The sequence below is a fragment of the Dietzia cinnamea NBRC 102147 genome (genome assembly GCF_001571065.1).
GTDB classification, from domain to species: domain Bacteria; phylum Actinomycetota; class Actinomycetes; order Mycobacteriales; family Mycobacteriaceae; genus Dietzia; species Dietzia cinnamea.
In genome coordinates this window covers 13,323-39,464 of record NZ_BCSW01000005.1, presented here as the reverse complement: position 1 = coordinate 39,464, position 26,142 = coordinate 13,323, and the positions used below count along the sequence as shown (strand labels likewise).

24 protein-coding genes are annotated in these 26,142 nt (G+C 72.6%); 10 read left to right on the top strand and 14 right to left on the bottom strand.

All coding sequences use genetic code 11. The features are described from left to right. Positions 1-120 precede the first annotated feature (120 nt). The 5 genes from DCI01S_RS03330 (at position 121) to DCI01S_RS03310 (ending at position 4,121) form a co-directional block, all read left to right on the top strand. On the top strand, positions 121-792 hold the full coding sequence (locus DCI01S_RS03330; RefSeq protein WP_007630501.1) for a peptide deformylase: 672 nt from the start codon (positions 121-123) through the stop codon (positions 790-792). After that, complete coding sequence (locus tag DCI01S_RS03325; protein ID WP_061227934.1) at positions 785-1,903, top strand: GNAT family N-acetyltransferase; 1,119 nt, start codon at positions 785-787, stop codon at positions 1,901-1,903. Before DCI01S_RS03330 ends, DCI01S_RS03325 begins: the two co-directional genes overlap by 8 nt. Positions 1,904-1,913: 10 nt before the next feature. Further along, a complete protein-coding gene (locus tag DCI01S_RS03320; RefSeq protein ID WP_061227933.1) occupies positions 1,914-2,714 on the top strand; it encodes an exodeoxyribonuclease III in 801 nt (266 codons plus the stop codon). A 1-nt stretch (position 2,715) separates the two neighbouring features. Beyond that, positions 2,716-3,609, top strand: a complete 894-nt coding sequence (gene ppk2, locus DCI01S_RS03315; protein ID WP_061227932.1) for a polyphosphate kinase 2 — start codon at positions 2,716-2,718, stop codon at positions 3,607-3,609. 95 nt (positions 3,610-3,704) lie between these two features. Beyond that, positions 3,705-4,121 (top strand): CoA-binding protein, encoded by a 417-nt coding sequence (locus DCI01S_RS03310; RefSeq protein ID WP_061227931.1) that lies wholly within the window; start codon positions 3,705-3,707, stop codon positions 4,119-4,121. A gap of 61 nt (positions 4,122-4,182) precedes the next feature. Here the strand turns inward: DCI01S_RS03310 and DCI01S_RS03305 are convergent, their stop codons facing one another. From DCI01S_RS03305 to DCI01S_RS03290, 4 genes are all read right to left on the bottom strand, one after another. After that, positions 4,183-4,692, bottom strand: coding sequence for a CD225/dispanin family protein (locus DCI01S_RS03305; protein ID WP_061227930.1), 510 nt, complete (start codon positions 4,690-4,692; stop codon positions 4,183-4,185). Between the two features lie 133 nt (positions 4,693-4,825). Next, a complete protein-coding gene (locus DCI01S_RS03300) occupies positions 4,826-5,122 on the bottom strand; it encodes a GNAT family N-acetyltransferase (RefSeq protein WP_007627316.1) in 297 nt (98 codons plus the stop codon). Between the two features lie 144 nt (positions 5,123-5,266). Beyond that, positions 5,267-6,031, bottom strand: coding sequence for an ABC transporter permease (locus DCI01S_RS03295; RefSeq protein WP_061227929.1), 765 nt, complete (start codon positions 6,029-6,031; stop codon positions 5,267-5,269). Next, positions 6,028-6,942: an ABC transporter ATP-binding protein gene (locus tag DCI01S_RS03290; protein WP_061227928.1), complete on the bottom strand. Its 915-nt coding sequence runs from the start codon at positions 6,940-6,942 to the stop codon at positions 6,028-6,030. Before DCI01S_RS03290 ends, DCI01S_RS03295 begins: the two co-directional genes overlap by 4 nt. 87 nt (positions 6,943-7,029) lie before the next feature. Between DCI01S_RS03290 and DCI01S_RS03285 the strand changes: the two genes are divergently transcribed. Continuing rightward, positions 7,030-7,695 (top strand): DUF1707 SHOCT-like domain-containing protein, encoded by a 666-nt coding sequence (locus DCI01S_RS03285; protein ID WP_061227927.1) that lies wholly within the window; start codon positions 7,030-7,032, stop codon positions 7,693-7,695. Positions 7,696-7,751: 56 nt separating this feature from the next. On the opposite strand, the gene DCI01S_RS03280 is transcribed toward DCI01S_RS03285, so the two are convergent. From DCI01S_RS03280 to thiO, 3 genes are all read right to left on the bottom strand, one after another. After that, positions 7,752-8,522, bottom strand: coding sequence for a thiazole synthase (locus DCI01S_RS03280; protein ID WP_061228007.1), 771 nt, complete (start codon positions 8,520-8,522; stop codon positions 7,752-7,754). Positions 8,523-8,583: 61 nt separating this feature from the next. Continuing rightward, a complete protein-coding gene (thiS, locus tag DCI01S_RS03275; RefSeq protein WP_061228006.1) occupies positions 8,584-8,784 on the bottom strand; it encodes a sulfur carrier protein ThiS in 201 nt (66 codons plus the stop codon). A gap of 62 nt (positions 8,785-8,846) precedes the next feature. After that, a complete protein-coding gene (gene thiO / locus DCI01S_RS03270; RefSeq protein ID WP_061227926.1) occupies positions 8,847-10,034 on the bottom strand; it encodes a glycine oxidase ThiO in 1,188 nt (395 codons plus the stop codon). Positions 10,035-10,075: 41 nt separating this feature from the next. Here thiO and thiE point away from each other — a divergent pair, with 41 nt between their 5' ends. Then, positions 10,076-10,807 (top strand): thiamine phosphate synthase, encoded by a 732-nt coding sequence (gene thiE / locus DCI01S_RS03265; protein WP_061227925.1) that lies wholly within the window; start codon positions 10,076-10,078, stop codon positions 10,805-10,807. Between the two features lie 36 nt (positions 10,808-10,843). Here thiE and DCI01S_RS03260 read toward each other — a convergent pair whose 3' ends face one another. Further along, a complete protein-coding gene (locus tag DCI01S_RS03260; RefSeq protein WP_082767622.1) occupies positions 10,844-12,781 on the bottom strand; it encodes an alkaline phosphatase D family protein in 1,938 nt (645 codons plus the stop codon). A 64-nt stretch (positions 12,782-12,845) separates the two neighbouring features. Continuing rightward, positions 12,846-13,946, bottom strand: coding sequence for an NUDIX domain-containing protein (locus tag DCI01S_RS03255; protein WP_061227924.1), 1,101 nt, complete (start codon positions 13,944-13,946; stop codon positions 12,846-12,848). Between the two features lie 150 nt (positions 13,947-14,096). Here DCI01S_RS03255 and DCI01S_RS03250 point away from each other — a divergent pair, with 150 nt between their 5' ends. The 3 genes from DCI01S_RS03250 (at position 14,097) to DCI01S_RS03240 (ending at position 19,221) form a co-directional block, all read left to right on the top strand. Continuing rightward, positions 14,097-15,605, top strand: a complete 1,509-nt coding sequence (locus tag DCI01S_RS03250) for a GlnX family signal transduction membrane protein (RefSeq protein ID WP_232303168.1) — start codon at positions 14,097-14,099, stop codon at positions 15,603-15,605. 86 nt (positions 15,606-15,691) lie between these two features. Next, on the top strand, positions 15,692-16,726 hold the full coding sequence (locus tag DCI01S_RS03245; RefSeq protein ID WP_061228004.1) for a glutamate ABC transporter substrate-binding protein: 1,035 nt from the start codon (positions 15,692-15,694) through the stop codon (positions 16,724-16,726). Beyond that, the gene (locus DCI01S_RS03240) at positions 16,723-19,221 is read left to right on the top strand and encodes a serine/threonine protein kinase (RefSeq protein ID WP_061227923.1); all 2,499 of its coding nucleotides are present in this window, start codon (positions 16,723-16,725) and stop codon (positions 19,219-19,221) included. The genes DCI01S_RS03245 and DCI01S_RS03240 overlap by 4 nt, the downstream gene beginning before the upstream one ends. A 22-nt stretch (positions 19,222-19,243) precedes the next feature. Here DCI01S_RS03240 and DCI01S_RS03235 read toward each other — a convergent pair whose 3' ends face one another. From DCI01S_RS03235 to DCI01S_RS17490, 5 genes are all read right to left on the bottom strand, one after another. After that, positions 19,244-20,455, bottom strand: coding sequence for an acetate/propionate family kinase (locus DCI01S_RS03235; RefSeq protein WP_061227922.1), 1,212 nt, complete (start codon positions 20,453-20,455; stop codon positions 19,244-19,246). Next, the gene (pta, locus tag DCI01S_RS03230) at positions 20,452-22,779 is read right to left on the bottom strand and encodes a phosphate acetyltransferase (protein WP_232303170.1); all 2,328 of its coding nucleotides are present in this window, start codon (positions 22,777-22,779) and stop codon (positions 20,452-20,454) included. The genes DCI01S_RS03235 and pta overlap by 4 nt, the downstream gene beginning before the upstream one ends. Positions 22,780-22,864: 85 nt before the next feature. Continuing rightward, entirely contained in the window at positions 22,865-24,154 is a 1,290-nt protein-coding gene (locus DCI01S_RS03225; protein WP_061227921.1) for an HNH endonuclease signature motif containing protein, read from the bottom strand. Between the two features lie 70 nt (positions 24,155-24,224). Further along, a complete protein-coding gene (locus DCI01S_RS03220; protein WP_061227920.1) occupies positions 24,225-24,962 on the bottom strand; it encodes a hypothetical protein in 738 nt (245 codons plus the stop codon). A gap of 13 nt (positions 24,963-24,975) precedes the next feature. Continuing rightward, on the bottom strand, positions 24,976-26,019 hold the full coding sequence (locus DCI01S_RS17490; protein WP_167349534.1) for an L-histidine N(alpha)-methyltransferase: 1,044 nt from the start codon (positions 26,017-26,019) through the stop codon (positions 24,976-24,978). Between the last annotated feature and the right edge of the window lie 123 nt (positions 26,020-26,142).

Genomic DNA, 26,142 nt, shown 5'->3' with positions numbered 1-26,142 from the left:
CCGACGCCCAGGCCAGCAACCCGGCCAGCAGTCCGGCCAGATCACACCGTTGTGATTCCCCCGTAGTGAACCACACGCCTCCGACACCCCGCCATCGCCGGCGCACTAGAATCGGCGACCATGGCCGTCCGTCCCATCGTCATCCTCGGCGATCCCGCGCTCCACGCGCCCACCGAACCCGTCACCGAGTCCCCCGAGGAGATCGCGGACCTCGTCCGGGACCTCTACGACACCATGGACGCCGCCAACGGGGTGGGCCTGGCCGCCAACCAGATCGGCGTCCGCAAGCGCGTGTTCGTCTACGACTGCCCCGACCTGGACACCGAGGACGGCGAGGGCGTCTCGCGCGAGGAGGTCGAGGCGCGCGGCGGCTGGCTCAACCGGCGCGGCTGCGTGATCAACCCGGTCCTGGAGACGTCCGAGATCCCCGAGACCATGCCGGACCCCGAGGACGACCTCGAGGGCTGCCTGTCCGTCCCGGGCGTCAACTTCCCGCGCGGGCGTGCGTGGTGGGCGCGCGTGACCGGCACCGACGAGCACGGCGAGCCGGTGTCGGTCGAGGGCTACGGCCTGTTCGCCCGCTGCCTGCAGCACGAGGTCGGCCACCTGGACGGCTTCGTATACACCGACCACCTCATCGGGCGGAACAAGAAGGCCGCCAAGCGCCACATCCGCGACGCGGGCTGGGGCGTGCCGGGCCTGAGCTGGGATCCGGCCACCGACCCGGATCCGTTCGCCGACGAGGAGGACTGGGACGGCGACGACGACGAGGTCGTCACCGACCATGGCTGAGCAGGACCGGGGTCTGTCGGGTCGGTCCCGATGGAACTCCGGCCGCCGGGTGGCGGTGGGCGAGCGCGTGGTCGTGCGTCGCCATCTGGCTCCCGGTGAGGCCTCGCACCTGTACACGGACGTCATCGGTCACGTGGTGGCGCTCGAGCCGGAGCTGGTCGTCCGCCGGGAGTCCGGCGAGGAGCTGCGGATCCCCGACGCGGACGTCGCCGTGCTCAAGGTCCTACCGCCGCGGCCGGTGCGGGCCCGCGACGTCCGGGCGCACGAGTACGCGGGTGCGCTGGCGTGGCCGTGCCCCGAGTACGAGCTGGTCGACGGCTGGTTCTGTCGGGCCGGCGACGACTGGTCGTATCGCGGGAACTCGGCCGTGCCCGTCCTGCCGTGGGCCAGTTGCGAGGACCTCGACGGGGTGCGCGACTGGTACGCCGCCCGCGGCCTGCCGCTGCGGTTGGTCGACGTCGAGCGGCTCGTGAAGGTGGAGCGGATGATGCTCGACGGCGCGCCCGTGGACCCCGCGCGGATCCGCGCCGACCGCGACCTGTTCCTCTGCACTGCGGACAGCGAGGCGCTGCTCGCCGTGGTCGACGCCGCCTTCCCCGCCGACACCCGGCCGGGCGTGACGCTGGCCGATCGACCCGACGACGACTGGCTGGCCCTCTACCACGCCACCGCCGGCCTGGACCCCGAGCGCGTGCGGCCGGCGATGCTCGCCACGGCCGGCATCCTCACCGACGGACCGGACAACGGCGATCCCGGCCCCGGCGGCCACGTCGTGTTCGCCCGCCTCGAGTCCGGCGGCGAGCTGGCCGCCATCGCCCGCGGAGCCGTCACCGCCGGCCCCGACGGGCAGGCGCGGATCGCCGTGTCCTGCGTGCAGACCGCCGACGGCCACCGCCGCCGCGGCCTCGCCGAGGTCGTCACCGGCGCGCTCGTCGACTGGGGACTCGGCCTCGGCGCGCGGGAGTGTCACCTGCACGTGTTCGCCGACAACACCGCCGGGCGCGGCCTGTGGGCCAAGCTCGGACTCGAACCACACCATTCGCTGCGGCACCTCGTCGTCGTCGACCAGCCCCCGCCTCCCACGGTGACGCCGCCGCGCGGCGCGCAATAGACTCGCACCCATGCGCCTGGCCACCTGGAATGTGAACTCGATCCGAGCCCGCAAGGACCGCGTGCTCGCCTGGCTCGACCGGTCCGACGTCGACGTCCTGGCGATGCAGGAGACCAAGTGCAAGGACGAGCAGTTCCCGCACGAGGAGTTCCGCGAGCTCGGTTACGAGGTCGCCCACCACGGCCTGAGCCAGTGGAACGGCGTCGCCGTGGCCTCGCGCGTCGGGCTCGAGGACGTGCGACTGGGCTTCGACGGCATGCCCGGCTTCCACAAAGATCCAGAGCAGTCGCAGGACCCGGAGGCGCGCGCGATCTCCGCGGTGTGCGACGGCGTCCGCGTCTACAGCCTCTACGTGCCCAACGGCCGCGAACTGTCCGACCCGCACTACACCTACAAGCTCGAGTGGCTGGCCCGACTGCGTGACCACGCCGCCGCCGAACTGGCCGCCGACCCCGACGCCCAGGTCGCGCTCGTGGGCGACTGGAACGTCGCTCCGCTCGACGAGGACGTGTGGGACATGGAGGTCTTCGAGGGCAAGACCCACGTCTCCGGGCCCGAGCGGCTCGCGTTCGCCGCCTTCGACGGCGCCGGGTTCCGCGAGGTCACCCGCGAGCACACCCCGGGCCCCGGCGTCTACACGTACTGGGACTACACCGGGCTGAGCTTCCCCAAGCGCAAGGGCATGCGCATCGACTTCCAGCTGCACTCCCCCGCGCTGGCCGCCCGCGTCACCGGGGCCTTCATCGACCGCGAGGAGCGCAAGGGGAAGGGGGCCTCCGACCACGCGCCCGTCGTGGTGGAACTCGACTGAGATGTCCACGTTCCAGCTGCGGCACTACATCGACCGGCTGCGCGCCGAGGGCTTCACCGTCCGTGACGATCACGGCGAGGACCCAGACCTCATCGACATCACCGGCCGTGCGGTCGACACGTGGCGGGAGAACTACCCGTACGACGAGCGGATGGACCGCAACCAGTACGAGGTCGAGAAGTACCTCCTGCAGATCGAACTGCTGAAATTCCAGCGCTGGCAGGCCGAGTCCGGGCACCGGCAGGTGATCGTGTTCGAGGGCCGCGACGCCGCCGGCAAGGGCGGGACGATCAAGCGGTTCACCGAGTACATCAACGTCCGCCAGGCCCGCGTCGTGGCGCTCATCAAGCCCACCGAGACCGAGCTGCACCAGTGGTACTTCCAGCGCTACGTCACCCACCTGCCCAGCCGCGGTGAGCTGGTCCTGTTCGACCGCTCCTGGTACAACCGCGCCGGCGTCGAGCGGGTCATGGGGTTCTGCACCGACGAGCAGTACTCCACGTTCATGCAGCAGGCGCCGATGTTCGAGAAGATGCTGGTCGAGTCGGGTATCGGGCTCACCAAGTTGTGGTTCTCGGTGACCCGCGAGGAGCAGAAGACCCGGTTCGCGATCCGGCAGCTGGACCCCGTGCGCCGGTGGAAGCTCTCCCCCATGGACCTGGAGTCGCTGGGCAAGTGGGACGAGTACACCGAGGCCAAGGAGGAGATGTTCCGGCGCACGGACACCGAGTGGGCGCCGTGGACGACCATCAAGTCCAACGACAAGAAGCGGGCCCGCATCAACGCGATGCGCTACTTCCTCAACCAGTTCGACTACCCGGAGAAGGACCACCAGGTGGTGTTCGAGCCGGACCCGAGGATCGTCCAGCGCGGCAAGGACGCCGTCGGGGACTGACTGAGCCTGCGAAGGAAGCGCCCCGCGCGCAGACGCCGTCGGGGACTGATTGCTCGCGCGGGAATGTCTGGGCGCCGTGGGGCCTTGCACGGGGTATGAGCCATTCCAATGATCCGGCCGTCATCGAGCGTCTGCTGTCCCAGAGGGGGCGGTGGGCCGTCGTCGGTCTGTCCTCGAACACCTCGCGCACCGCGTACCGGATCGCCGCGTTCGTCCGGGACCTCGGTCACGAGATCGTGCCCGTCCATCCGAAGGCCGAGACGGTCCACGGTCAGCAGGGGTATCCGGACCTGGCGTCGGTCCCCGGCGAGATCGACGTCGTGGACGTGTTCGTCAACTCCGAGCTCGCCGGGGGCGTGGTCGACGACGCCATCGCCAAGGGCGCGAAGGCCGTCTGGCTGCAGCTGGGCGTGATCGACGAGGCCGCCGCGCAGCGGGCCAAGGAGGCCGGTCTCGACGTGGTCATGGACGCGTGCCCGGCGATCGAGGCACCGCGCCTGGGCCTGTCCTGAGGCGTGCGGGCGCGCCGCCGACCCGGCACCGGGTGGGCGGCGCGCGTGCTCGGGCTGAGCGTTAGTAGCCGCTCGAGGCCAGGCCGACCATCGCGAAGATGAAGATCAGATACAGGATGATGAGGACCGCCACGATCGCGAGCGAGATCATCCCGAGCCGCTTGGCGGTCGCACTGGCGGCCTCGGCCTCGGCGTACCGCCCGGCGGCCCAGAGCGGGTAGACCTCCAGCGCCCGCGTCATCGCGATGAACGACAGGGGCCAGAAGAACAGGATCGAGGCGACCGCCCACCCCACGTTCGACGGCGGCCCGGGGCGGGCACCGGGAGCCGCGGCGAAGCCGCCCGAACCGGAGTACGCGGGCGTCTGCGAGCCGTAGCCACCCTGCCCGTAGGAGCCCTGCCCGTACGCCTGCTGCCCGTACGCCTCCTGGCCGTAGCCGCCTGTCCCGTACGAGCCCTGCCCCGCCCCGGACTGGCCGCCGTATCCGGATTGTGCGGAGTAGTCCGTGTACCCGGACGAGGAGGTGTTGTCGGCGTTGTCGGCGTTGTCGCCCTGCGGCGGGTAAGTCATGAGGTGTCCTGTTCGATGGCCGGTCTTCCGCCGCCCACACTACGGATCGGGTCGGACATCCTCCCCCGTCGTGGCGAGCATCCTCCCCGCCGTGGCGAAGCCGGCCGTGGTGCGCGCGGCGTGACGCGGCGTGTCAGTTGGGGGCGACGAGCAACTGGTACTCGGGGAACCGCACGAGGAAGCGGCGCACGTAGCTGCACACCGGGCGGATCTTCAGCCCGTCGAGCCGCAGGCGGGTGAGGACCAGGCTCACCAGCAGTCGGGCGATGCCCTGCTGACCGAACCGCTCCTCGATCACGGTGTGCAGGAGGATGTAGACGTCGCCGTCCTTCTCGTACCCGACCAGTCCCATGAAGGTCTCGCCGTCCCACAGCTCGAAACGGTCTCTATCGGTGTTGTGGACGAGCTTGAGCGAAGTTCCGCCGGTCATCTCGACTCCTTAGGGCCGACCGAGTATCGATTCCGACCCTACCCCTGAAGGGCGGCCCAGTCCGGCGCATCGCGAGCGTGAATCCGCGGGCGCCCCGGCGCGGGTCAGAGGTCGCGGCCCGAGGTCAGGCGTCGCGGCGCAGGGTCAGGCGTCGCGGCGCAGGGTCATCACCAGGCCCACGGCCCACAGGACGACGCACACCGCGGCGTAGAGCGCGAACGCCGGCCATTCACCCCAGGTGATGTAGCCCTTGGCCGCCTCACCCTGGGTCCAGTAGTCACCGTTGGCGAACGGCATCCAGGCGGCGATGTCCTCGCCGACCCGCGGGATCAACGAGACCATGCCCTCGAGGGCCAGTATCCACACGAGGAACAGGGAGATCGTGCCGGCGGCGTTGCGCATGATGTACGCCAGGCCCGTGACCGCGATCGTCCCCAGTGCGGCGTAGACGGGGAAGCGCCACAGGTAGGTCAGCCCGTCTCCGGAGAACGGGGTCCAGCCCTCGTTTCCGGAGAGCGCCCCGGCCACGAGGAGCGCCAGGATCACCGCGATGGCTGTGACCACCATCGAGAGCACCGTGAACAGGGCGGTCTTGGCCAGGATGGCAGGCCAGCGCGACGGCGTCGTCAAGAACGTCGCCTTGATCGTGTGATAGCGGTACTCGCCGGTCACACCGACGATCGCGGCGATCCACGCCAGCAGGACGGTGAACGCACTGACGCCGAGGATCGCGAACAGCGGGTCACTGCCGCCGCCGGGCGCACCGGCCATCGGGTCCCCTGTGGCGGGCTGCTCGAACTGGCCGATGACCACGGCGAGCACCACTGCCAGGCCGATGCCGATCGCGTACAGCCAGTAGGCACTCTTGGTGGTGGTGACCTTGATCCACTCGGACTTCAGCTGGTTCATCGGGTGGACTCCTGACCGTGGTACTCGACGTCCTGGTCGGTGAGGGCCATGAAGGCCTCTTCCAGCGACGCCCGCTTCTCGTGCAGTTCGTGGACGGTGATCCCCAGGCTGGCGGCGACATCGCCGACCTGCGGCGCGCGGAGGTTCTGGATGAGGAAGACACCCTGTTCCGCGTCGAACGTGGCCTCGATGCCCTCGTCGCGCGCGGCGGCGGTGAACTCATCGACGTGCGGGGTGCGCAACACCACCGAGGATGTGGCGGCGTCGAGGAACTCCTCGACGGAGGTCTGCGCGCGCAGCTTGCCGCGGCCGATCACGACGAGGTCCTGGGCGGTCTGCGCCATCTCCGACAGCAGGTGCGAGGAGACGAGCACGGTGCGGCCCTCTGCGGCGCGCGCGTGCATGAAACGGCGGATCCACAGGATCCCCTCGGGGTCGAGTCCGTTGACGGGCTCGTCGAACAGCAGGACCTCGGGGTCGCCGAGCATGGCGGTGGCCAGACCGAGTCGCTGGCGCATGCCGAGCGAGTATCCGCCGACCTTGCGGCCGGCGACGTCGGTGAGGCCGACCAGGCCGAGCACCTCGTCGACGCGGCCCGGGGCCACCCCGCCCGCCGCGGCGACCATCCTCAGGTGCGCGCCGGCGGAGCGGTTGGCGTGGGTCCAGGACGCGTCGAGCAGACAGCCCACCTTGTGGGCGGGGCGATCCAACTCGCGGTACGGGGTGCCGTTGATCAGTGCCTGCCCAGACGTGGGGGTGTCGAGACCGACCATCATCCGCATCGTCGTGGACTTCCCGGCGCCGTTCGGGCCGAGGAATCCGGTGACGACGCCGGGACGGACCTCGAAGCTGAGGTCGTCCACGGCGGTGGAGGCGCCGAAGCGCTTGGTGAGATTCCGTACCTCGATCATGGTCCCCAGTCTGCCTGCCGGGGCGCGGGCAGCGTGCGTTCACCTACTCAGCCCGCGTACAGGTAGTGCAGTACTAGGCTCGTGACCATGGATGACGTCACGCCCGAGCCGGATCGCCATCTGCCGTCGGTCCGCGCCTCCGACGCCGAGCGCGACGCCACCGCCAAGCTCCTCCGGGAGTCCTTCTCGGAGGGGAGGCTCACGCTCGCCGAATTCGATGACCGGACCTCGCGGGCGTACGCCGCACGCTTCCGGTCCGAGCTCATCGAGCTGACGCACGACCTGCCGATCGCCCACCACGAGCACGACTCGACGCCCGCGACCCGGCCGCACGGGGCCCCGGCGCGTCGCGTCACCGGGGGCGTCACCGGGGCCAGCGGGCCCGCCTACTCGCTGGCGATCATGGGAGGCGTCGAGCGGGCGGGGGCGTGGACCCTTCCCTCCGTGCACACCGCGTTCGCGCTGATGGGCGGCATCGAGATCGACCTGCGTGGCGCCTCGTTGCAGTCCCACGAGACGACGATCCGGGCGTTCGCGATCATGGGCGGCATCGACATCTACGTCCCCGACGACATCCATGTGGAGATCGAGGGCCTGGGGCTGATGGGGGGCTTCGGCGAGGAGTCCGGGAGCTGGAAGCCCGATCCGCGACCGGTCCGCCAGGCCCCGCCCGGCGCCCCGGTCATCCGGGTCACCGGGCTGGCGCTCATGGGCGGGATCGGCGTGCGGCGGGTGCCGCGCAGCGAGGACTGACCGCCGGCGGGGTGGCGGGCGGGTCGCGCGCATGCTGTCGGGCGGCCGGTAGGGCCTCAGTCGACCGGCGGGCTGGACGCCTGCGCCCAGAAGCGTTTGGGGATCCGCCCCGCAAGGCGGGCGGCGTGCCCGGCCCGGACGGCCTCGCGCATCGCCGCGGCCATGAGCGGCGGGTTCTCCGCCCGGGTGACGGCGGTGGCGAGCAGGACACCGTCGCAGCCGAGCTCCATGGCCAGTGCGGCGTCGGAGGCGGTGCCGATCCCCGCGTCGCAGATCACCGGGACCCCGGCGCGCTCGACGATCATCTCCAGGTTGTGCGGGTTGCAGATGCCCAGCCCGGTGCCGATCGGCGCGCCCAGGGGCATCACGGCCGCGCAGCCCACATCCTCCAGTCGGCGGGCCAGGACGGGATCATCGGTGGTGTAGGGGAGGACGACGAATCCGTCGTCGACCAGGTCCTCGGCCGCCTCGACGAGTTCCAGTCCGTCGGGCAGGAGCGTGCGCTCGTCGGCGATCACCTCCAACTTGACCCAGTTGGTGCCGAGCGCCTCGCGGGCCAGGCGGGCCGTCTTGACCGCCTCTGAGGCACTCCGGCACCCGGCGGTGTTGGGCAGCGGGCGGATGCCGAGCTCGCGCAGCAGCCCGAGTAGTCCGAGGCCGTCCGAGCCGAGGCGCAGGTCGACCTTGCGGATCGACACGGTGGTCAGGGCGGTGCCCGAGGCGATCAACGCCTCGCGCAGGACCTCCTGGTTGCCGGCACCGCCGGTGCCGGTGATGAGCCGGGAGCCGATCTCCTCACCGGCGATGACCAGCGGCGAGTCCAGCACCTCGGCGACGCGCGCCCCGTGGTCGGGGGCGGCGGGCGCGTCGACGGGGCCGGGGGCGGCCTCAGCCACCCTGGACCGCCGTGAGGACGTCCACCTCCGCGCCGGCGTCGAGCGGGGTGTCACCCCAGCTCGAGCCGGGCACGACCATGCCGTCGACGGCGATCGCGACGCCCTCGTCGGGCAGGTCCAGTTCGGCGACGAGCGCGCGGACGGTCGCGCCATCGGCCAGGGTGCGGTCCTCACCGTTCACGGTGACGATCATGGGGGCCTCCTGCAGGAAGTCGTGACGTACGGCACCACCGTAGCCGTCGGGCACGACCGGGGTCAGGAGCGGGCGAAGCGGTCGGGCGACGCCGCGCCCGCCGCCCCCGGGGCCGACCGCCCCAGCAGCGTCGCGACGACGGTCGCAGCGGTGACCGGCGTCAACGCGATCCCGTTGCGTCCGTGCCCGGTGGCGTGGACGATCCGCGGGTCGGCGGGGTCGACCCCGAGGATCGGCAGATTGTCCGGCGACATCGGCCGCAGTCCGGCGATCATCTCGGCGAGTTCGTACTCGCCGACGCCGGGGAAGATCGTCTCGGCGTCGGCGAGCAGGTCGCGGACCCCGGCGACGGTGACCTGCCGGTCGTCGCCGTGTTCGTACTGGGTGGCGCCCACGACGAGACCGCCGGCGCGCGGCACCAGGTACAGCGGCCGGCCCCGGACGAAGGCCCGCACGACGCCGCGGGGCGGGTCCTCACACCCGGGGCGGGACCGCAGGCGGAGGACCTCGCCCTTGACCGGGCGCACGGGCAGGCCCGCCAGGTCGGCGGAGCCGGTGCCCGCGGCGAGGACGACGCGGTCCGCGTCGAGGTCGTCGAGAGAGGCGACGGCGCCGCGCACCCACGTCACTCCCTCGGCGCGACAGGCACGGGTGAGGGCGGCGAGCAGGACCCGGTTGTCGACGGCGCCCTCGGAGTCCATCCGGTAGGCGGCGCGGGCGACCCGGGCCAGGGACGGCTCGGCCTCCCGGAGCTCGCGGCGGGTCACGCGACGCAGATCGGCCTCGGTGACGCCGCCGTTGGTGCCGGCCGGGTCGGTGCCCCGTGTCGGGTCGGGCTGGCTGGCCGCCCACTCCATGGCCATGTCGAGGTCCCGGGCGTCGGCCTCGTCGACCGCCAGCATGTGCGTGTACCCGGCCGTGCGGACGGGCGGACCGGGTGGGACGTGGGGGGCGAGCGCGTCGAGGAAGCCCGGCCACCTCCGGAGCGAGTCCACGCCGAGCGCGAACACCGCCTCCTCCCCCGGCCACGCCTCGCTGAACGGGGCGAGCATGCCGCCCGCGACCCACGCGGCGCCCGAGGTGGGGACGCCGCCGGGCCCGGAATCGTCGGGCTCGTGGACGACGACCTCATCGGCGGCCCCGGACCGGGCGATCGCCCAGGCGCAGGCCAGGCCGATCACCGAGCCGCCGACCACCACGACCCGCCCCGCACCGATACGGGCGGCGGGCGGGGCGGGGTCGACGGTCATGGCGGCCAGCCTAGTAGGGGCCATCACCTACCGTTGAACCCATGACCGTCCGCGCCGACCGCCTCCGTGCCCGCCTCGCCGACGCCCGCCTCTACCTCTGCATCGACGCCCGCCGGCACCTCGACGACGACGCCCGCGCGCAGGGCTGGACGGGCGACTTCCCCGCCCTGCGCCGCGACGTCACGGCCGCCCTGGCCGGCGGCGTCGACATCGTGCAACTGCGGGACAAGAACTCACCCGGCGACCGCGACCTCGGGCCCCTGGAGGCCGGGCACGAGCTGCGCGCGCTCGCGGTGATGCGGGACGTCTGCGATGCCCACGGCGCGCTGCTCTCGGTCAACGACCGCGCCGACGTGGCGGTGGCCGCCGGCGCCGACGTGCTGCACGTCGGGCAGGACGACCTACCCGTGGAGTGGGCGCGACGGATCGTCGGCGACGACATGATCCTGGGCATCTCCTGCCACGCCGACGACGAGGTCGACGCCGCGGCGGCGAACCCGGTGGTGGACTACTTCTGCACCGGCCCCGTGTGGCCGACCCCCACCAAGCCGGGCCGCCACGCCCCGGGGCTCGGGCTCGTGCGGCACGCGGCCGGGCTGGGCGGCGGGCCGGCCGCGGCGCCCAAGCCGTGGTTCGCCATCGGCGGGATCGACCCGGACACCTTGCCCGAGGTGCTGGCCGCCGGGGCGAGCCGCGTGGTCGTCGTCCGCGCGATCACCGCGGCCCCGGACCCCACCGCCGCAGCCCGCGAACTCCGGGCCGCCCTGGCCTGAGCGCCCCGCCCCGCCCCACCCCGCCCGGCGACCCGGCTAAGGCGTCGCCGCCTGCGGGGCCCCGCTCCCGGCCCCGGCGGCAGCACCCTCGGCGAGCGGGTCCGCCGCGGTCAACTCCTTGGTCAGCGTCCTGCGCAGAACCTGCCGGGGCTTGCGGTCGAGCGAATCCCCACCTCGTCGTCGTCCCCCTCCCCCGGCCTGGCCGGTGCGCCCGGCCTGCCCGGTCGGGTCGTCTCCCGGCTTGCGTCCCCACGAGTCGGGCGCCAGCCCCGGCACCAGGGTGAGGGCCTTACCCAGCCCCCACGCCGGCCACTCGACGCGCGCGTGGTCGACCTGCACCCTCGCGCGGCGGCCGCGCAGCACGAGGGTCATCACGCCGTTGTCGAACCACACGCCGTCGGACACCCGCCACCGCACCTCGGGGTCGCGCACGCCCACCGCCCGCGCGAGGCGACGCGTCAACGCCGGCAGGGGCTCGCGCACCGACAGCCGGTTCACCGCGCGGATCGATTTCTGCAGCGGGTTGCGGAACGGCGACATCACCAGCTGGTGTACGCGCGTCGGCGAATCCGCCACCCGCGGCGCGGTGAGCTCCACCTCCTCGAGGTACGAACAGTGCACGTCGCCGCCGAGCAGCAGGATCGACGCGGGTGCCGGACGCCCCTCCCCCGCGGCGACCTCGGTGAGCAGTCCCACGAGGTCGTCGAAGCTGTTGCGGAACGCGCCCCAGTGCTCGAGGTCCACCGCGCGCCGGGCCCACTCCCCGAACCTCGCGGACACCGGCATCTCCGGGCGATGGCGCGCCACCGCCTCGTTCCACCCCTCCACGTGATGCAGCGCCGGCAGCATGAACGCGGGCAACGACGAACCGATCACCAGGTGGTCCACGTCCGCGTCCAGGCACGCGTCCCGCGTCCACGCCCACTCGTCGGCGTCCATCACCCGCCGGTCCTCCGGATCCAGGTGCCGCGACGCCCGCACGTCGAGCATCACCACCCGCACCCGACCGAAGTCGCGCTTGTAACTCCACTGGACCGTGCCGCGCTCCGCGTCGGCGGCCACGGCGAAGTCCTCCAGCAGGCGCTCGCGCTCCGCGTCCGAGGAGGCGCGGCGCAGGGCCTGGTACGTCTCGTTCGCCTCGAGCTCGTCCGGCGCGAGGTTGCCGAGGTGCTGGTAGACGAAGTAGCTGGAGAACGCCCCGATCACGCGGTCGCGCCACCACGGCTGGGCGGTCATCTCGCGGCGCCACGAGTACGAGGAGTTCCAGTCGTCGCGCAGGTCGTGGTCGTCGAGGATCATGCAGCTCGGCACGGTGGACAACAGCCAGCGCACGTCCGGGTCCCGCCACGACTCGTGGTAGAGCCAGGAGTACTCCTCGAAGTCGCAGATCTCGTCCGAGACGTCCCGGTCGCCGCCCGCGCCCGCCGAGTCCCGCACCGACTGCGGCCCCAGACCGGCGTCGCGGCGCTCGGCGAGGCGCTCGGCGATCTCGCGGCTGGGGATGTCCGCGTACACCTGGTCGCCGAGGAGCAGCATCGCGTCCGGCCACTCGCGGCGCGGCGCCTGCGCCATCCGGTGCGCCAGCCCCACCAGCGCGTCGGCGCCGATCTCCCGCAGCGCCTCCGGCGTCTGGCTCTCACCACGCCGGCACGAGCCGAACGCCAGCCGCACGGTGTCGTCCGCGCGGGGCGTGCAGATCACGCTGGGCCTCCCCGGGTCGAGCGGCCAGACCTGCTCGCCGTCGAGCTCCACCGTGTACGGCGTCTCCTCCCCCTCACGCAGGTGGCACAGGTGCAGCACCGCGAAGTGGTGGCCGTGCACGCCCCAGGTCCGTTCGGTGGCCACCTCGTCCCCCGCGCGGATCGTCACCTCGCACGGGGCGGAGACCTCGACCCACACCGTCGCGTCGGTGCTGTCGACGTACCGGAGCAGCGGGCCGAGGGTGAGCTCGGGCGTGCGGTCGGGCGCAGTCATGCGAACCAGTGTGCACCCGCGCGGCACGGGGGCGGGACCGGTCCGTCGAACGGAACGGCGAGGGTTACCCGAGGAGGGTCCGGGGCCCGACGACGAGGACGTTCCCCGGCAGCCTGTCCCGCAGTCCCCGATCGGCCGTGACCACCACGACCCGTCGGGGCCCGCCATCTAGCTCGGTGGCCAGGTCGACGATCGCGTCGTCACCGGAACCCGGCGCGCGGTGCACCACGAACGGGCCCGAGTGCTCGGCGGCGCGGGCGGCACCCTCGATCACGGCGTGCGCGCGGGCGACCCAGCCGAAGGCGGCCGCCGGGGCGGGCGGCTCGGCCGGGGCCGGTCGTCCGGTCGACGCGGGCAGTTCGAGGGTGCGGGGCATCCCGGCGCCCAGCTCGTCGAGCAGACGCCCGGTCGCGCCGGCCCGGTCCCGCCACCAGCCGTCGGGGCGTGAGCCGAGAACGTTGGCCACGTCCACCACCAGCTCGACCGGCTCGGACCGCAGCCCGCCCGCCCACGCCCGCGCGAACGCCGGCATGAGCGGCAGGTCCGCCACCCGCGTCTCCGGCACCCAGCGCAGCTCGAGGCTCTCGTTGTTGGGCACCGTCTCCAGCGGGCGCGGCGCGTCGGCGATCACGGTCGTGTACGTCCACTCGACCGAGTCGGGGGACTCTTGGACCAGCGGTGGCAGCGCGCGGGGGCGGCGGTCGGCCCCGGCGGCTACGTCGGCCCCGGCGGCCCCGGCGGCCGCGTCGGCGCCGGACTCGTCGGGCTCCTCGTCATGCCTCTGGTCCGGGCGCAGCCGACGCAGCATCTCCGCGGCGTGGCGCATGTCCAGGCCGGGCCGGTGCCAGACCGTGCCGGGCATGCGGGAGGTCACAACCTCCGCGCGCACCACGACGTCGGCGGGCCGGATCTCCGCCTCCTCCTCGGTCTCGCGCAGCGCGGCGCGGGGCGCGTCCTCGTACGAGTCGCGCGCGCCGCCGGGCAACGCCCACGTGTCGCCGGAGGCGGTCCACACCGCGCGGTGCTGCAGCAACACCAGCGGGGTGTCCGGATCGGTGGGATCGGCGGCGCGCAGCAGCAGCCCGGCGGCGCCGAACCGGCCCCACCGGCGATCACCGCCCGCGGACACCACCCAGCCGTTGCCGTCACCCTCGCTCGCCGTCACCGGACCTCCACCTCCCCGGACGGGCCCACCCCCGTATCGGGCGGGTCCTCGAGTCCTCCTCGACCAGTCTGCCCGACTCCGCGCCGTCACTTCACTAACCTGGGACACACTCCCGTCGCGACGTCGGCTCGGCGGGCGAGGACCGGGGAGGTGAGCGACGCGATGCGCGCCCGAACCCTCGCACGACGCGGCACTCCCGGATCCTCCGACGGGACCGGCAGCGGTTCCACACCCACGCCGGGCTCCGGGCCCGGAACCGGCGGCCGCTCCGGAACCGGCGGCCGCTCCGCATCCGGTGCTCGGCCCGGGGCCGGCGGCGGCAGCGGCGAGTCCGGCACCGCCGTCCAGCCCCGCCACCCCGTGCGCCGCCGCGCCGCCCGCTTCTGGAGCGACGTGCTCACCACCCCCGGCCGGATGTCGGTCTTCGCGCTGGTCGCGATCGTGGTGGTGCTCGCGGGCGGCATCGTGGCGTCCTCCACCATCACCCAGCGGCAGAGCTACCACGAGACCCTGCTCGCCGAGGTCGAGCCCGTCGCCAACGCCTCGCAGACGCTCTACAGCTCCCTGACGATCGCGGACTCCGCCGCGAACACCGCCTTCATCACCGGCGGGATAGAACCCGCGGAACTGCGCGAACGCTACCTCCAGGCGATCGCGGACTCGTCGTCGTCGATCATCGCCGCCGCCCAGGGCCTCGACCGCAACGACACCGAGTCCATCGACCAGCTCGCCCACATCAACGCGCAGCTGGCCACCTACACCGGCCTCGTCGAGACCGCGCGCACCAACAACCGCGTCGCCAACCCGGTCGGCTCGGCGTACCTCGCCTCCGCGTCCGCGCTGATGCAGGACACCATCCTGCCCGCGGCCGCCGACCTGTACGACCGGCAGTCCACGTCCGTGGGCCAGTCGGACCGCGAGTGGTCGTCGCCGCCGTGGGGCTCGTTCTTCCTCCTCGGACTGGCGATCGCGGTGCTGGTGCTGCTGCAGCAGTGGCTGTGGCGGCTCACCGGACGGCGCATCAACCCCGCGCTCGGCGTGGCGTCCCTGCTCATGGTGGCGACGTTCCTGCTCACCATGATCGCCGGGTTCCTCGCCGCCAACGACAACGCCAAGGGCCTGTCCGAGGGCGCGGCGCCGATGAACGAACTGACCCGCCAGCGCATCAACGCCCAGAAGGTGCGCGCGCAGGAGACGCTCAACCTCGTGCGGCGCACCGACCCCGAGGGGTCGGCGGCCGAGCGCGCGGCCGTCCTCGGTGGCGTCCGCGACACCTTGACCGTGTATCTCGACGACGAGGAGGACAGCGGCAGCGACATCAGCCTCGACTCGCACGGCGCGGTGACGGACGCGATCGAGGCGCTCGACGAGTGGATAGCCGCCCAGAACCGCGCGGACTCGCTGTACCAGCAGGGCGACTACCAGGGCGCCATCGAGATCTCGTCCGGACAGGACGCCGGCGACTCGGGGGCGGCGTTCGACGAGTTCGACGAGTCCATGCAGGCCGCCATCGAGGAGGCCCGCGACACGCTGCGCACCCGCATCGACAACGCCCGCCGCACCTCCTCGAGTGGCCCGGACCTCATCATCGCGCTGTCCACGCTCGCCGCGTTCGGCGTCGTCGTGGGGATCGCGCCCCGGATCAGGGAGTACCTGTGAGTGCGCGGGTCGGCGGGGCGGCACGGGTCGGCGGGCCGGGACGGGCTGGCGGCGCGGCGCGGGTCGGCGGGGCGGCGCGGGCCGCGCTGGGTGGCGTGCTGGTGGCGGCCCTGGCGTTCGGCGCCGCGTGTGGGGTCGGCGACGACGAGGTCCGCCCCGGCGTCGGCGGGCCGGACCAGGGCGCGGCGGCCGAGTCCGCGGACATCGTCGGCGCGGGGATCCCGGAGGTGGAGGCCGTCATGCCGCTGCCCGCCGGCGCGGTGGTCAGCACCGACATCCCCGACAACCTGCCGCGCGAAGACGAGGAGAACTGCGACCCCCTGCCCAGCCTGCGGCCAGACGACGCCCCGCCCGAGGAACGTGTGCCGCGGATCCTGCAGCGCGGCCGGCTGATCGTCGGCCTGGACCAGGGCTCCAACCTGTTCTCCTTCCGCGACCCCGCCAGCGGCCAGCTCACCGGCTTCGACGTGGACCTCGCCCGGGAGATCGCCGCCGACATCTTCGGTGACCCGCGGCAGGTGGAGTTCCGGTCGTTGACATCGGCGAACCGGCTAGAGGCGCTCGAGAACGACCAGGTGGACGTGGTGATCCGGTCGATGTCCATCACGTGCGCCCGGCGCGAGCGGGTGACGTTCTCGGTGCCGTACTACCAGGCCTACCAACGAGTGCTCACCGTGCGGGGTTCGGGTATCACGGAGATCGAGCACCTCGAGGGAAAGCGCGTGTGCGTGGCGGCGGGGACCACCTCGGCGTCGCGACTGTGGGCGGAGTTGGAGCGGATCACCGTGCTGTCGGTCAACACGTGGGCGGACTGCCTGGTCGCCATCCAGCAGAATCAGGTCGACGCCATCACCACCGACGACGCCATCCTGGTGGGCATCACCGCGCAGGACCCGTACCTGCAGATCGTCGGTCCGCAGCTCGACGCCGAGCCGTACGGCGTGGGCATCGCCAAGTCCACCCCGGAGAACAACACCGACGGGCTGGTCCGGCAGGTGAACTCGACGCTCGAGCGGATCCGCGCGGACGGCACGTGGAACCGCATGTACTCCACGTGGCTGTCCGGGCTGGGACCGAACCCCGGCATGCCTGAGCCGCGGTACATCGAGGAGCCGCGATGAGTTACCGGAAGTGGGACGACCCGCCGGAGGACGGAGAACCCACCGTCGGCACCCAGGCCACCGTGCGGACCGAGGCCGTCGCCGTCACCCAGGCCGCGGCGGCCACGGGCGCGACGACGGAGACGGGCGCGATGGCCGAGACGGGCGCCGCGGCGGCGACCGGCGCGACCGAGGCCACCGGCGCGATGGCGGCCACGGGCGCGATGGCGGAGACGGGTGGCTCCGCGTCGACCGGCGGGATGGCCGAGACCGGCGTCGTCGACGTCACCGGCGCGGTGTCCATGACCGGGCTCCTGTCCGACACCGACCCCGACGCCGGCACCACCCCCCGCGCCGCCGGCCGGCCGCGTCACGATCCGGAGTCGCGCACCGAGTCCGTCCCCGGCGCGCGTCCGTCCGTCCGGACCGACGCGGTCACCGGTGACCGCGCCACCTCGGCACCGTTCCGCCTGCGCCACCCCGACAAGCCCGAGGACCGGCCGAGCCAGGCCGCCGAGGGCCTCGTCGATCTGCCGTACATCATCCCCGTCGACCCCATGTCCGCGATGCTCGCACCGGAGGACATCGAAGCCGAGTGCGAGGCCTCGAACGGCAAGCTGCCCAGGCCCGAACTGCGACCCGGCGACATCGTCGCCGACCAGTACGAGGTCCGCGGTGCGCTCGCCCATGGCGGGATGGGCTGGATCTACCTCGCCGTGGACCACAACGTCTCCGACCGCTGGGTCGTGCTCAAGGGTCTGCTCCACGCCGACCAGGCCGAAGCGCAGGAGGTCGCGGTCGCGGAGCGGGAGATCCTCGCCGAGCTGTCGCACCCGTCGATCGTGCGTATCTACAACTTCATCCACGACGACTGGGCCACCTCGCCCACCCACGGTGGGTACATCGTCATGGAATACGTCGGCGGCCCCAGCCTCCGCGACGTCCGGCGCGCCGCCCCCGGGCGGGTCCTGCCGGTGGAGAAGGCCATCGCCTACGTCCTCGAGGTCCTCCAGGCGCTGTCCTACCTGCACTCCGTGGGGCTGGTCTACAACGACCTCAAGCCCGAGAACATCATGCTCACCGAGGACCACGTCAAGCTGATCGACATGGGCGCCGTGTCGGGCGTCGGCGACTACGGGCACATCTACGGCACCCCCGGCTTCCAGGCCCCAGAGATCCCCGAGACCGGACCGACCATCGTCTCGGACCTGTACACCGTCGGCCGGACACTGGCCTCGCTCATCGTCCGCCTGCCCGTCGTCGACGGTCGCTACGCCGACGGGATCCCCTCGCCCATGGAGGAGCCGGTCTTCAGCCGGTACGACTCCCTGTACCGGTTCCTGCTGCGCTCCACGCACGAGGACCCCGACATGCGGTTCCGCAGCGCCACCGGCATGGCCAACCAGCTCATGGGCGTCCTGCGGGAGGTGCTGGCACTGCGGACCGGGGTGCCGCACCCCGCGTTCTCGTCCGTGTTCTCCCCCCAGCGGTCGACCTTCGGCACCCTGTTCACCGTCGAGCCGACGGACTTCCTCGTCGACGGCCGCGCCCGCGACACCACGCTCACCGGCGCCGAGCTCGTCGACGCGCTCCCGGTACCCCTCATGGAGTCGTCCGACCCGGCCAGCCGCATCCTCGCCGCGACCTCGTACACCTCGGTCGAACAACGGATCGACACGCTCAGGGAGCTCTACTCGGACACCGGCTCCGAGGCGCACGAGAGCATCGGCGTCATCATGTCGCTCGCACGCGCCTACCTCGAGAGCGGGGACCTCGCCGCCGCCGAGGCGCTCCTGGAGGAGAACGCCCACCGGCGGCGCGCCGAGTGGCGGCTCGTCTGGTACGACGGCATCGTCGCGCTGCTCAAGGGCGACCCGGTCGGCGCCTACCCGAAGTTCCAGCAGGTGCTCTCCGCCATGCCCGGCGAGAACGGACCCAAGCTGGCCCTCGCCGCCACCGCCGAGCTCATCCTCGACGTCTGCCCCGAACGGGACCGCGCCCGCTGGGCCCGCTCGAGCGAGCACTTCTACCGCACCGTGTGGTCGGTCGACCGCTCGGTCATCAGCTCGGCGTTCGGACTGGCCCGCCAGCTCCAGCGGCGCGGCGAGGTCGCGGCCGCCATCGAGGAACTCGACCGCGTCCCACCCAACTCGCGCTACTCCTCGCTGGCCAACCTCACCGCGATCCTCCTCCTGTGCCAGGGACGCCCACTGGAGGAGACCGAGGAGTCCCACCTGCGGGAAGCCGCACGCCGGGTGACCAACCTGTCCGCCGGCGAGCACCGGGCCTTCCAGATCCGGCTCACCGTCCTCACCACCGCACTCGCGTGGATCCAGCTGCCCGGCAACGAGCCCTCGCCGTCCCCGCTGATGCGGGGCGTGCCGTTCACCGAGTTCGGCCTGCGCTCCGGTGCCGAGACCGTCCTGCGGACGCTCGCCCGGTCCACCGAGACGCGGGCCCAGCGGTTCCGCCTGGTCGACCAGGCCAACAGCATCCGCCCGCGCACGTTGTTCTAGCGCCGCGGGGGCGGTCAGGGCACTACCGTCCCAGGCCCAGCACGGTGTCGCACGCCCGCGCGATCGCCAACTCCTCGTCCGTCGGCACCACGAGCACCGCGACCCGGCTGTCCGGCGTCGAGATGACCCGCTCGCCCGTGCCGTTCTCGTTGGCGTCGCGATCGATGTCGACCCCCCAGTCGCTCATCGTGGACAGCGCGTCGGCCCGCAGGCGGGCGACGTTCTCCCCCACCCCGGCGGTGAACGTGATCGCGTCGACCCGGCCGAGGACCGCCCAGTAGCCGCCGATGTAGCGGCGCAGGCGATGGATCACCACCTCGTAGGCGAGCCGGGCGTTCTCGTCGTCGTCGTCGACCCGGGTCAGCAGCTCGCGGAAGTCACGCGCGCCCGACAGTCCCTCCAGCCCGGACCGGCGGTTGAGCAGGGTGGAGACGTCCTCCGGTGACATCCCGCGGTCGCGGATGAGGTGGATGATCAGCCCGGGGTCGAGGTCCCCGGGGCGCGTGCCCATGACGAGACCCTCGAGCGGGGTCAATCCCATGGAGGTGTCCATCGGCCTGCCGCCCGCGATCGCCGACGCCGACGCCCCGTTCCCCAGATGCAGGACGATCTGGTTGATCTCGTCGTAGGGCCGGCCGAGGACGTCGGCGACACGGTGGGAGACGAACTCATGACTGGTGCCGTGGAAGCCGTACCGACGCAGGTCCCATTCACGCGCGGTCTCCCTGTCGATCGCGTACGTGTGGGCCGCGGCGGGCAGCGTGTGGAAGAAGCCCGTATCGAACACCGCGACGTGCGGCAGCCCGGGCAGCAGCTCGCGGGCGACCCGGATGCCGCGCAGGTTGGCCGGATTGTGCAGCGGGGCGAGTAGTTCGAGCTTCTCGATGTCGGCCTCCACCTCGGCGGTGACCTCGACCGGCTCGTGGAAGGCCGGCCCACCGTGGACGACCCGGTGGCCGATCGCCTCGACGCCCAAATCGGTGGGGTGCACCCGCAGTTCCTCGGCCAGCTCCAGTACGCGGGCCAGCGCGGCGGTGTGGTCGGGGAATCCGGCCTCCGCGGTCCGCTCCGCGGCGGGCGATCCCGTGAGCTCGCCGCGGCGCACGGTCATGGTGCCGACGGGCTCCCCGATCCGCTCGACCAGAGCCCAGGCCAGCTCGGCCTCTTCGGCGGTGTCGAGGATCTGCAGCTTGAGGGAGGACGAGCCGGAGTTGATGACGAGTACGCGGGTCATGAATCGCTTCCCTGGGAGTCGCCGGCGCCCTGCGCCTGGACGGCCGTGATGGCGACGGTGTTGACGATGTCCTCGACCAGCGCGCCGCGCGACAAGTCGTTGATCGGCTTGCGCAGGCCCTGCAGGACCGGCCCGATCGCGACAGCGCCCGCGGTCCGCTGGACGGCCTTGTACGTGTTGTTGCCGGTGTTGAGGTCGGGGAACACCAGCACGGTGGCACGTCCGGCGACCTCGGAATCGGGCATCTTCTTCCCGGCGACCGTGGGGTCGACGGCCGCGTCGAACTGCAGGGGGCCGTCCACGACGAGGCCGGCCACCGGGTCGGCGGCGCGCGAGGCGGGACCAGCGGCGGACGCGGCGGCGTCGGCGATGCGCGACCGCACGAGTGCGGTGGCCTCGCGCACCTTGTCGACGTCCGCGCCCGTGCCGGAGTCACCGGTGGAGTACGACAGCAGCGCCACCCGCGGTTCGATACCGAAGCGCGCGGCGGTCTCGGCGGACGACACGGCGATGTCGGCGAGCTGCTCCGCGGTGGGATCTGGTACCACCGCGCAGTCGCCGAACGCGAGCACGTGGTCGGCCAGGCACATGAGGAACACGCTCGAGACCGTCTTAACGTCCGGCCGCGTGCGGATGATCTCCAGTGCCGGACGGATGGTGTGCGCGGTGGTGTGAGCTGCGCCGGAGACCATGCCGTCGGCGAGGCCCGTGTGCACCATCATCGTGGCGAAGTAGGAGATGTCGAGGATGCGGTCGCGGGCCACGTCCAAGGTCATCCCCTTGTGCTTGCGCAGCTCGGCGTACTCCTCGGCGAACCTGTCGGCGTGTTCGCTCTCCCGCGGGTCGAGCAGCTGCGCCCCGCTGAGGTCGATGCCCAGTTCATCGGCGCGGCGTCGGATCGCCTCGGGATCCCCGAGGATCGTCAGGTCGGCGACGTCACGTCGCAGCAGACGGCCGGCGGCGTGGAGGATGCGGTCGTCGTCGCCCTCGGGCAGGACGATGTGCCGCTTGTTCGCGCGGGCGCGTTCGAGAAGTTGGTGCTCGAACATCTGCGGCGTCATCACGTCGGGCGTGTCGACGCGCAGCCGGGCGAGCAGTTCCTCGGTGTCGACGTGCTTCTCCATGAGGCTCAGCGCGGTCTCGACCTTGCGTCCGGAGCCGGAGTAGACACGACCGCGGGTCTCGGCGGCGAGCCGCGCGGTGTCGTAGGTCCCGTGCTGGGTGCAGACGATCGGCAGGGTGGACCGCATCCCACGGACGAGCTTGTCCAGCGCCGGGTTCGGCGTCACCCCGCCGTTCCAGATCATCCCGGCCAGCGACGGGAAGCCTTCGGCCGCGTGCGCGGTGAGGATCGCCAGCACCGCGTCGGTGCGGTCGGCGGGCACGATGACCACCATGCCGTCGACGAGCCGCTCGAGGATCCGGTCGCCGGTCATGCCGCCGACCATCACGGCCATCGCCTCGCGGTCGAGCAGCGCCGGGTCGCCAGAGTACAGAGTGCCGTCGACCGCCTCCTTGAGCTCGCCCATCGTGGGTGCGGTGAGCAGCGCCTGGGTGGGCAGGGTCCAGGCCGGCACGTCGAGCGTGTCGAGTTCGGCCTGGATCGCCTCGAGGGCGTCGGGGTCGCAGCGGTTGGCGACGACACCGACGGGGTGGGCGTGCTCGGCGCGCAGTTCGTCGAGCGTGAGCCGGGCGTTGGTGCCGATCTCTGCCGGAGAGCGGTCGGTACCGCGGAGCACCAGTAGCACGGGGGCGCCCAGGTTCACGGCGATCGTGGCGTTGAAGTCGTACTCCGTGGGACTGGGGACCCCGGTGTAGTCGGTCCCGAGGATCACCACGACGTCGCATTGGCGGGCGACCACCTGGTAGCGGTCGACGATCTCGGCGAGGGCGGCGTCGCGGTCCTCGTGGACGCGCAGGTTCGTCACGCCGATGCAGTCCTCGTAGTCGAGGTCCACGGTCGTGTGCTGCAGCAGCATCTCGAGGATGCGGTCCCGGGCCGACTCGTCGGCGGTCGCCGTGCCGGTAGCCGCGCCGGTGGTCACACCGGGGACCGGCCGCGGGGCGACGGTGACGGGACGGAACACGCCGACCCGCTGGACGGTACCGGCGAGGATCCTCAGCAGGCCCAGCGCGACGGTCGACTTCCCGGTGTCTCCCTCGGGGGCCGCCACGTAGACGGCTGACGAGGAGAGCGGCTCGTTCCCGCTCTGGGCCGGGATGGTCAGCGCGGCGATGTCGGGTTCGGGCGGCTCGGCCCCGTACGACTCGGACGACTCGGGCGACTCGGGCGTGACGGAATCGGGCGGAAGGGAATCGGGCACGGGGGCATTGTGACAGCGCGGGTGGCGCGGCACATCAGGTACACCCCTGTCGGGCGCGTCCGTCACCCCGGTCGGGGGCCGATCGTCAGGCATCGGTGAGCCTGTCGACGCCGGGTGGCAGCCACGTGCACAGCCCGGGCGAAGCGGGGTTCACGATGGTCGTCCAGCCCGCCGGCCCGTCACCGACGAATCCGTGATGGACGGGACAGCCGAGTGCGCCGTTCGCGACGGTCGTCGGTCCGCCCCTGGACCATTCCCGGACGTGGTGGAACTGACTTCGTCGGGCCGGGGCTGTGCATCCGGGGAAGGTGCACCCTCCGTGGGCGGCGTAGAGGACCAGCCGCTGGATCGCCGTGGCGATGCGCCGTTCGGGGTGGGCGTCCACGTCGACCCTGAGCAGCTCTTCGCGTCCGTCGCGGAGTAGCGAGACGAACCATGGCATGGCTCCGGCCATCGAGACGGCCTGCCTGACACTGAGCTGGGTGCCCGAGTCGGTGCGGACGAGCGCGTGGGGGTCCTCGAGCTGCTCGGGGGTCAGCCGCACCACGATGGTCGCGATCCCCTTGGGCCGTGCCGGGTCGACGGTCGAGCCGAGTGCCCACTGGTGGACCAGTGCGTCGTGGGCACGCTGCTCCGGGGTGCGGTCGTCCGATCCGGGTTCGCACGGCACGGCCCCGCCCGGGCCACCGAAGTCGCATAGCGCCCGCTCCACCAGCGCGCGACCGCGAGGGGTGAGCGTCATGGTCAGCGTGCTCGTCCCGTCGGAGCGCACGGCTCCGAGCCTCGCGGAGCGCTGACGCTCCTGGTGCTCCTCGCGGTCCCGGCCGCGGGCGGGACACAGCTCCGCGATCCGTCGCGCGGCCTCAGCGCGCAGGTCGGCGGGCGCCGCCGACCGGGCGAACCGTGTGAGTTCCTCGGCGAACGCGGTCTTGGCCGTGCCGCCCATCGTCCCGGGTAGTGCCGCGACGGCCTTGGCGATGATCCGCTCGTGCTCACCGGAGATCTCTCCGCTCGCTGCCGCCCGCCCGGCCGGGGTGGCCTGGCGCCCGCCGGCGTCGATCCGGCCGTGCACAGTGCCCTTGGCCAGGCCCAGCCTCTCGGCGAGCATGGCGGCCACGCCTCCGGGGGTCCGGCCCTTCTGCCCGTGCAACGCCGCCAGCTCGGCGGTCGCGCGGCAGCCGCTGGCCTCGAGCCGGCGCGCCAGGACTTCGACGCGGCCCACCGCGTCCGCGAGCGCGTCGGCCTCGACGGCGGACCACTCGACCGCGGACAGTGACTCCACGGACGCCTCGAGGAACCCGAGGACATCGGCCAGCGTGGGCGGCTCGACACTGCGACCGCCGTCGCCCTCGGTGCCCGATATCCCCTGCTCCATGCCCTGAAGTATAGAACAGGCGTACGACACCGTGGGGTTGCTTCCGGCGGCCGACCGCCCGCGGGTCTCCTCAGTCGCGCTCGGTCAGCAGCCGGAACCTGAGCTCGTCGAGCATGGCGGCGACCTCGGCGCTCACGAGCGCGCGTTCGAGCGTGACGAGCCTGGCGAGGTCCGCTGAGGCCGCGTCGGGGTCACTGTGGTCGAGGTGTCGTGACGCGCGCGTGTAGAGCAGGTCGAACTCTGCGAAGTCGTGCACGCGGTCGCGCGCGAGTTCGCCGATCCACACGCACTCCCGGCCGCGCTCGCCGGCCGCCTCGAGGACACGCCGGGCCGACTCGAGGACCGCCCTCACCTCGCCGCGCCGGGCCTCGCCGTCCCGCGCCGGGCCTCGCGGAGCCCCGCCGTCGAGAACCTCGCCGCGAGGAGCCCCGCCGCGCGGAGCCCCGCCGTCGAGAACCTCGCCGCGAGGAGCCCCGCCGCCGGAAACCTCGCCGCGAGGAGCCCCGCCGCGCGGAGCCCCGCCGGCCACCGCGTCCCCGCTCGCCGAGCCCACCAGTTCGGCACCGAGCCGATCCGCGGCGGCGGAGAGCACGGCGAGTTCGCCGAGCAGACCGCTGACCCTGTCCCGCTCGGCGGCGACGCGGGCGCCGCTGCGGGCGGCCTCGCGCCGCGTGCCGGCGCGGGCGACGTCCCCGCCGAGACGGAACAGCGTCGCCGCGGCCGTGTCGATGGCCGCCTCGGCGACGCGCGCGTCGTCGAGCAGGTCGCGGGCGCGCGCGGCGAGGTCGGGTCCGTCCGGCGTGGCCATGCTGAGGTGCCTGTCAGTCGACGACGACAAGGGCCAGCCCGAAGTCACCGGCGTCGTCGGTCCACACGGGCCCGCGGAGGAAGCCGTGCCCCGCGAGTTCGTCCATGAGGGCGTACGGCTCGAACTTCCGCGCGATCTCGGTGCGGATGCCCGCCCCGACGTCGAGGGTCCGGGAGCGCCCCAGCGTCGGGAAGTCGATGCGCACGTCGCGGATGGCCCGCAGCCACATCTCGATCCTGCTCTCCTCGGCGTTCCACACCGCCTCGTGCCGAAAATCCCTGCGGTCCAGGCCCCGGGCCTCGACAGTGCGGGAGATGACGTCGAGCATGTTGAGGTTGAACTCCGCGGTGACACCGTCGGCGTCGTTGTAGGCCGCGACCAGGCGCGCGGGGTCCTTGACCAGGTCGAAGCCCAGTCCCAGGCGGTCGCCGGGGTCCATGACGCCGCGCAGCATGTCGAGGAAGTCCGCACGCTGGGCTTCGCTGAAGTTTCCGACCGTCCCGCCGAGGAACAGCACGAGCCGGCCGCCAGGTTCGCCGGGCAGGGGCCCGTCGAGGGCGGTGAGGTCGGCGACGACGGGCTCGACCCGCAGGCCCGGATACTCGGCGGCGAGGGCGCGGGCGGAGTCGAAGAGCATCTCGGTGGAGATGTCGACGGGCACGAAGAGCGGCGACGCCTCGGCCGCCGCGCCGGCGGGAGGGGCAGCGCCGGCGGGAGGGGCAGCGCCGGCGGGAGCGGCAGCGCCGGCGGGAGCGGCAGCGCCGGCGGGAGCGACAGCGCCGGCGGGAGCGGCAGCGCCGGCGGGAGGGGCAGTGGTGCGGCGACTGAACACGTCGAGCAGTACCCGCGTCTTCTCACAGGTGCCGGCCCCGAGCTCAACCATGGTGGTCGCGTCGCCGACGATGTCCACGGCCCGCGACCGCAGGATCTCGGCCTCCGCGCGGGTGGGGTAGTACTCGGCCAGCCGGGTGATCCGGTCGAACAGCAGGCTGCCCTTCTCGTCATAGAACCACCGCGGCGGCACCGTCGGCGGGTCCGAGAAGAACCCCTCGCGCAGGTCCGATTCGAGGGCGGCGGTATCGGGATCGGCGGGGCTCGTCGTCGTCGCCGTCGAACCCGGGGCCCCCGCGACGTCGGTCGGCGCTATAACGTCCCCACGCGCGGCGGCCCCGCCCACGGC

Excerpts from the sequence above, each read along its gene's own strand:
- DCI01S_RS03330 (WP_007630501.1), top strand. The coding sequence starts at position 121 with ATGGCCGTCCGTCCCATCGTCATCCTCGGCGATCCCGCGCTCCACGCG.
- DCI01S_RS03325 (WP_061227934.1), top strand. The coding sequence starts at position 785 with ATGGCTGAGCAGGACCGGGGTCTGTCGGGTCGGTCCCGATGGAACTCC.
- DCI01S_RS03320 (WP_061227933.1), top strand. The coding sequence starts at position 1,914 with ATGCGCCTGGCCACCTGGAATGTGAACTCGATCCGAGCCCGCAAGGAC.
- ppk2 (WP_061227932.1), top strand. The coding sequence starts at position 2,716 with ATGTCCACGTTCCAGCTGCGGCACTACATCGACCGGCTGCGCGCCGAG.
- DCI01S_RS03310 (WP_061227931.1), top strand. The coding sequence starts at position 3,705 with ATGAGCCATTCCAATGATCCGGCCGTCATCGAGCGTCTGCTGTCCCAG.
- DCI01S_RS03305 (WP_061227930.1), bottom strand. The coding sequence starts at position 4,692 with ATGACTTACCCGCCGCAGGGCGACAACGCCGACAACGCCGACAACACC.
- DCI01S_RS03300 (WP_007627316.1), bottom strand. The coding sequence starts at position 5,122 with ATGACCGGCGGAACTTCGCTCAAGCTCGTCCACAACACCGATAGAGAC.
- DCI01S_RS03295 (WP_061227929.1), bottom strand. The coding sequence starts at position 6,031 with ATGAACCAGCTGAAGTCCGAGTGGATCAAGGTCACCACCACCAAGAGT.
- DCI01S_RS03290 (WP_061227928.1), bottom strand. The coding sequence starts at position 6,942 with ATGATCGAGGTACGGAATCTCACCAAGCGCTTCGGCGCCTCCACCGCC.
- DCI01S_RS03285 (WP_061227927.1), top strand. The coding sequence starts at position 7,030 with ATGGATGACGTCACGCCCGAGCCGGATCGCCATCTGCCGTCGGTCCGC.
- thiS (WP_061228006.1), bottom strand. The coding sequence starts at position 8,784 with ATGATCGTCACCGTGAACGGTGAGGACCGCACCCTGGCCGATGGCGCG.
- thiO (WP_061227926.1), bottom strand. The coding sequence starts at position 10,034 with ATGACCGTCGACCCCGCCCCGCCCGCCGCCCGTATCGGTGCGGGGCGG.
- thiE (WP_061227925.1), top strand. The coding sequence starts at position 10,076 with ATGACCGTCCGCGCCGACCGCCTCCGTGCCCGCCTCGCCGACGCCCGC.
- DCI01S_RS03260 (WP_082767622.1), bottom strand. The coding sequence starts at position 12,781 with ATGACTGCGCCCGACCGCACGCCCGAGCTCACCCTCGGCCCGCTGCTC.
- DCI01S_RS03240 (WP_061227923.1), top strand. The coding sequence starts at position 16,723 with ATGAGTTACCGGAAGTGGGACGACCCGCCGGAGGACGGAGAACCCACC.
- DCI01S_RS03235 (WP_061227922.1), bottom strand. The coding sequence starts at position 20,455 with ATGACCCGCGTACTCGTCATCAACTCCGGCTCGTCCTCCCTCAAGCTG.
- DCI01S_RS03225 (WP_061227921.1), bottom strand. The coding sequence starts at position 24,154 with ATGGAGCAGGGGATATCGGGCACCGAGGGCGACGGCGGTCGCAGTGTC.
- DCI01S_RS03220 (WP_061227920.1), bottom strand. The coding sequence starts at position 24,962 with ATGGCCACGCCGGACGGACCCGACCTCGCCGCGCGCGCCCGCGACCTG.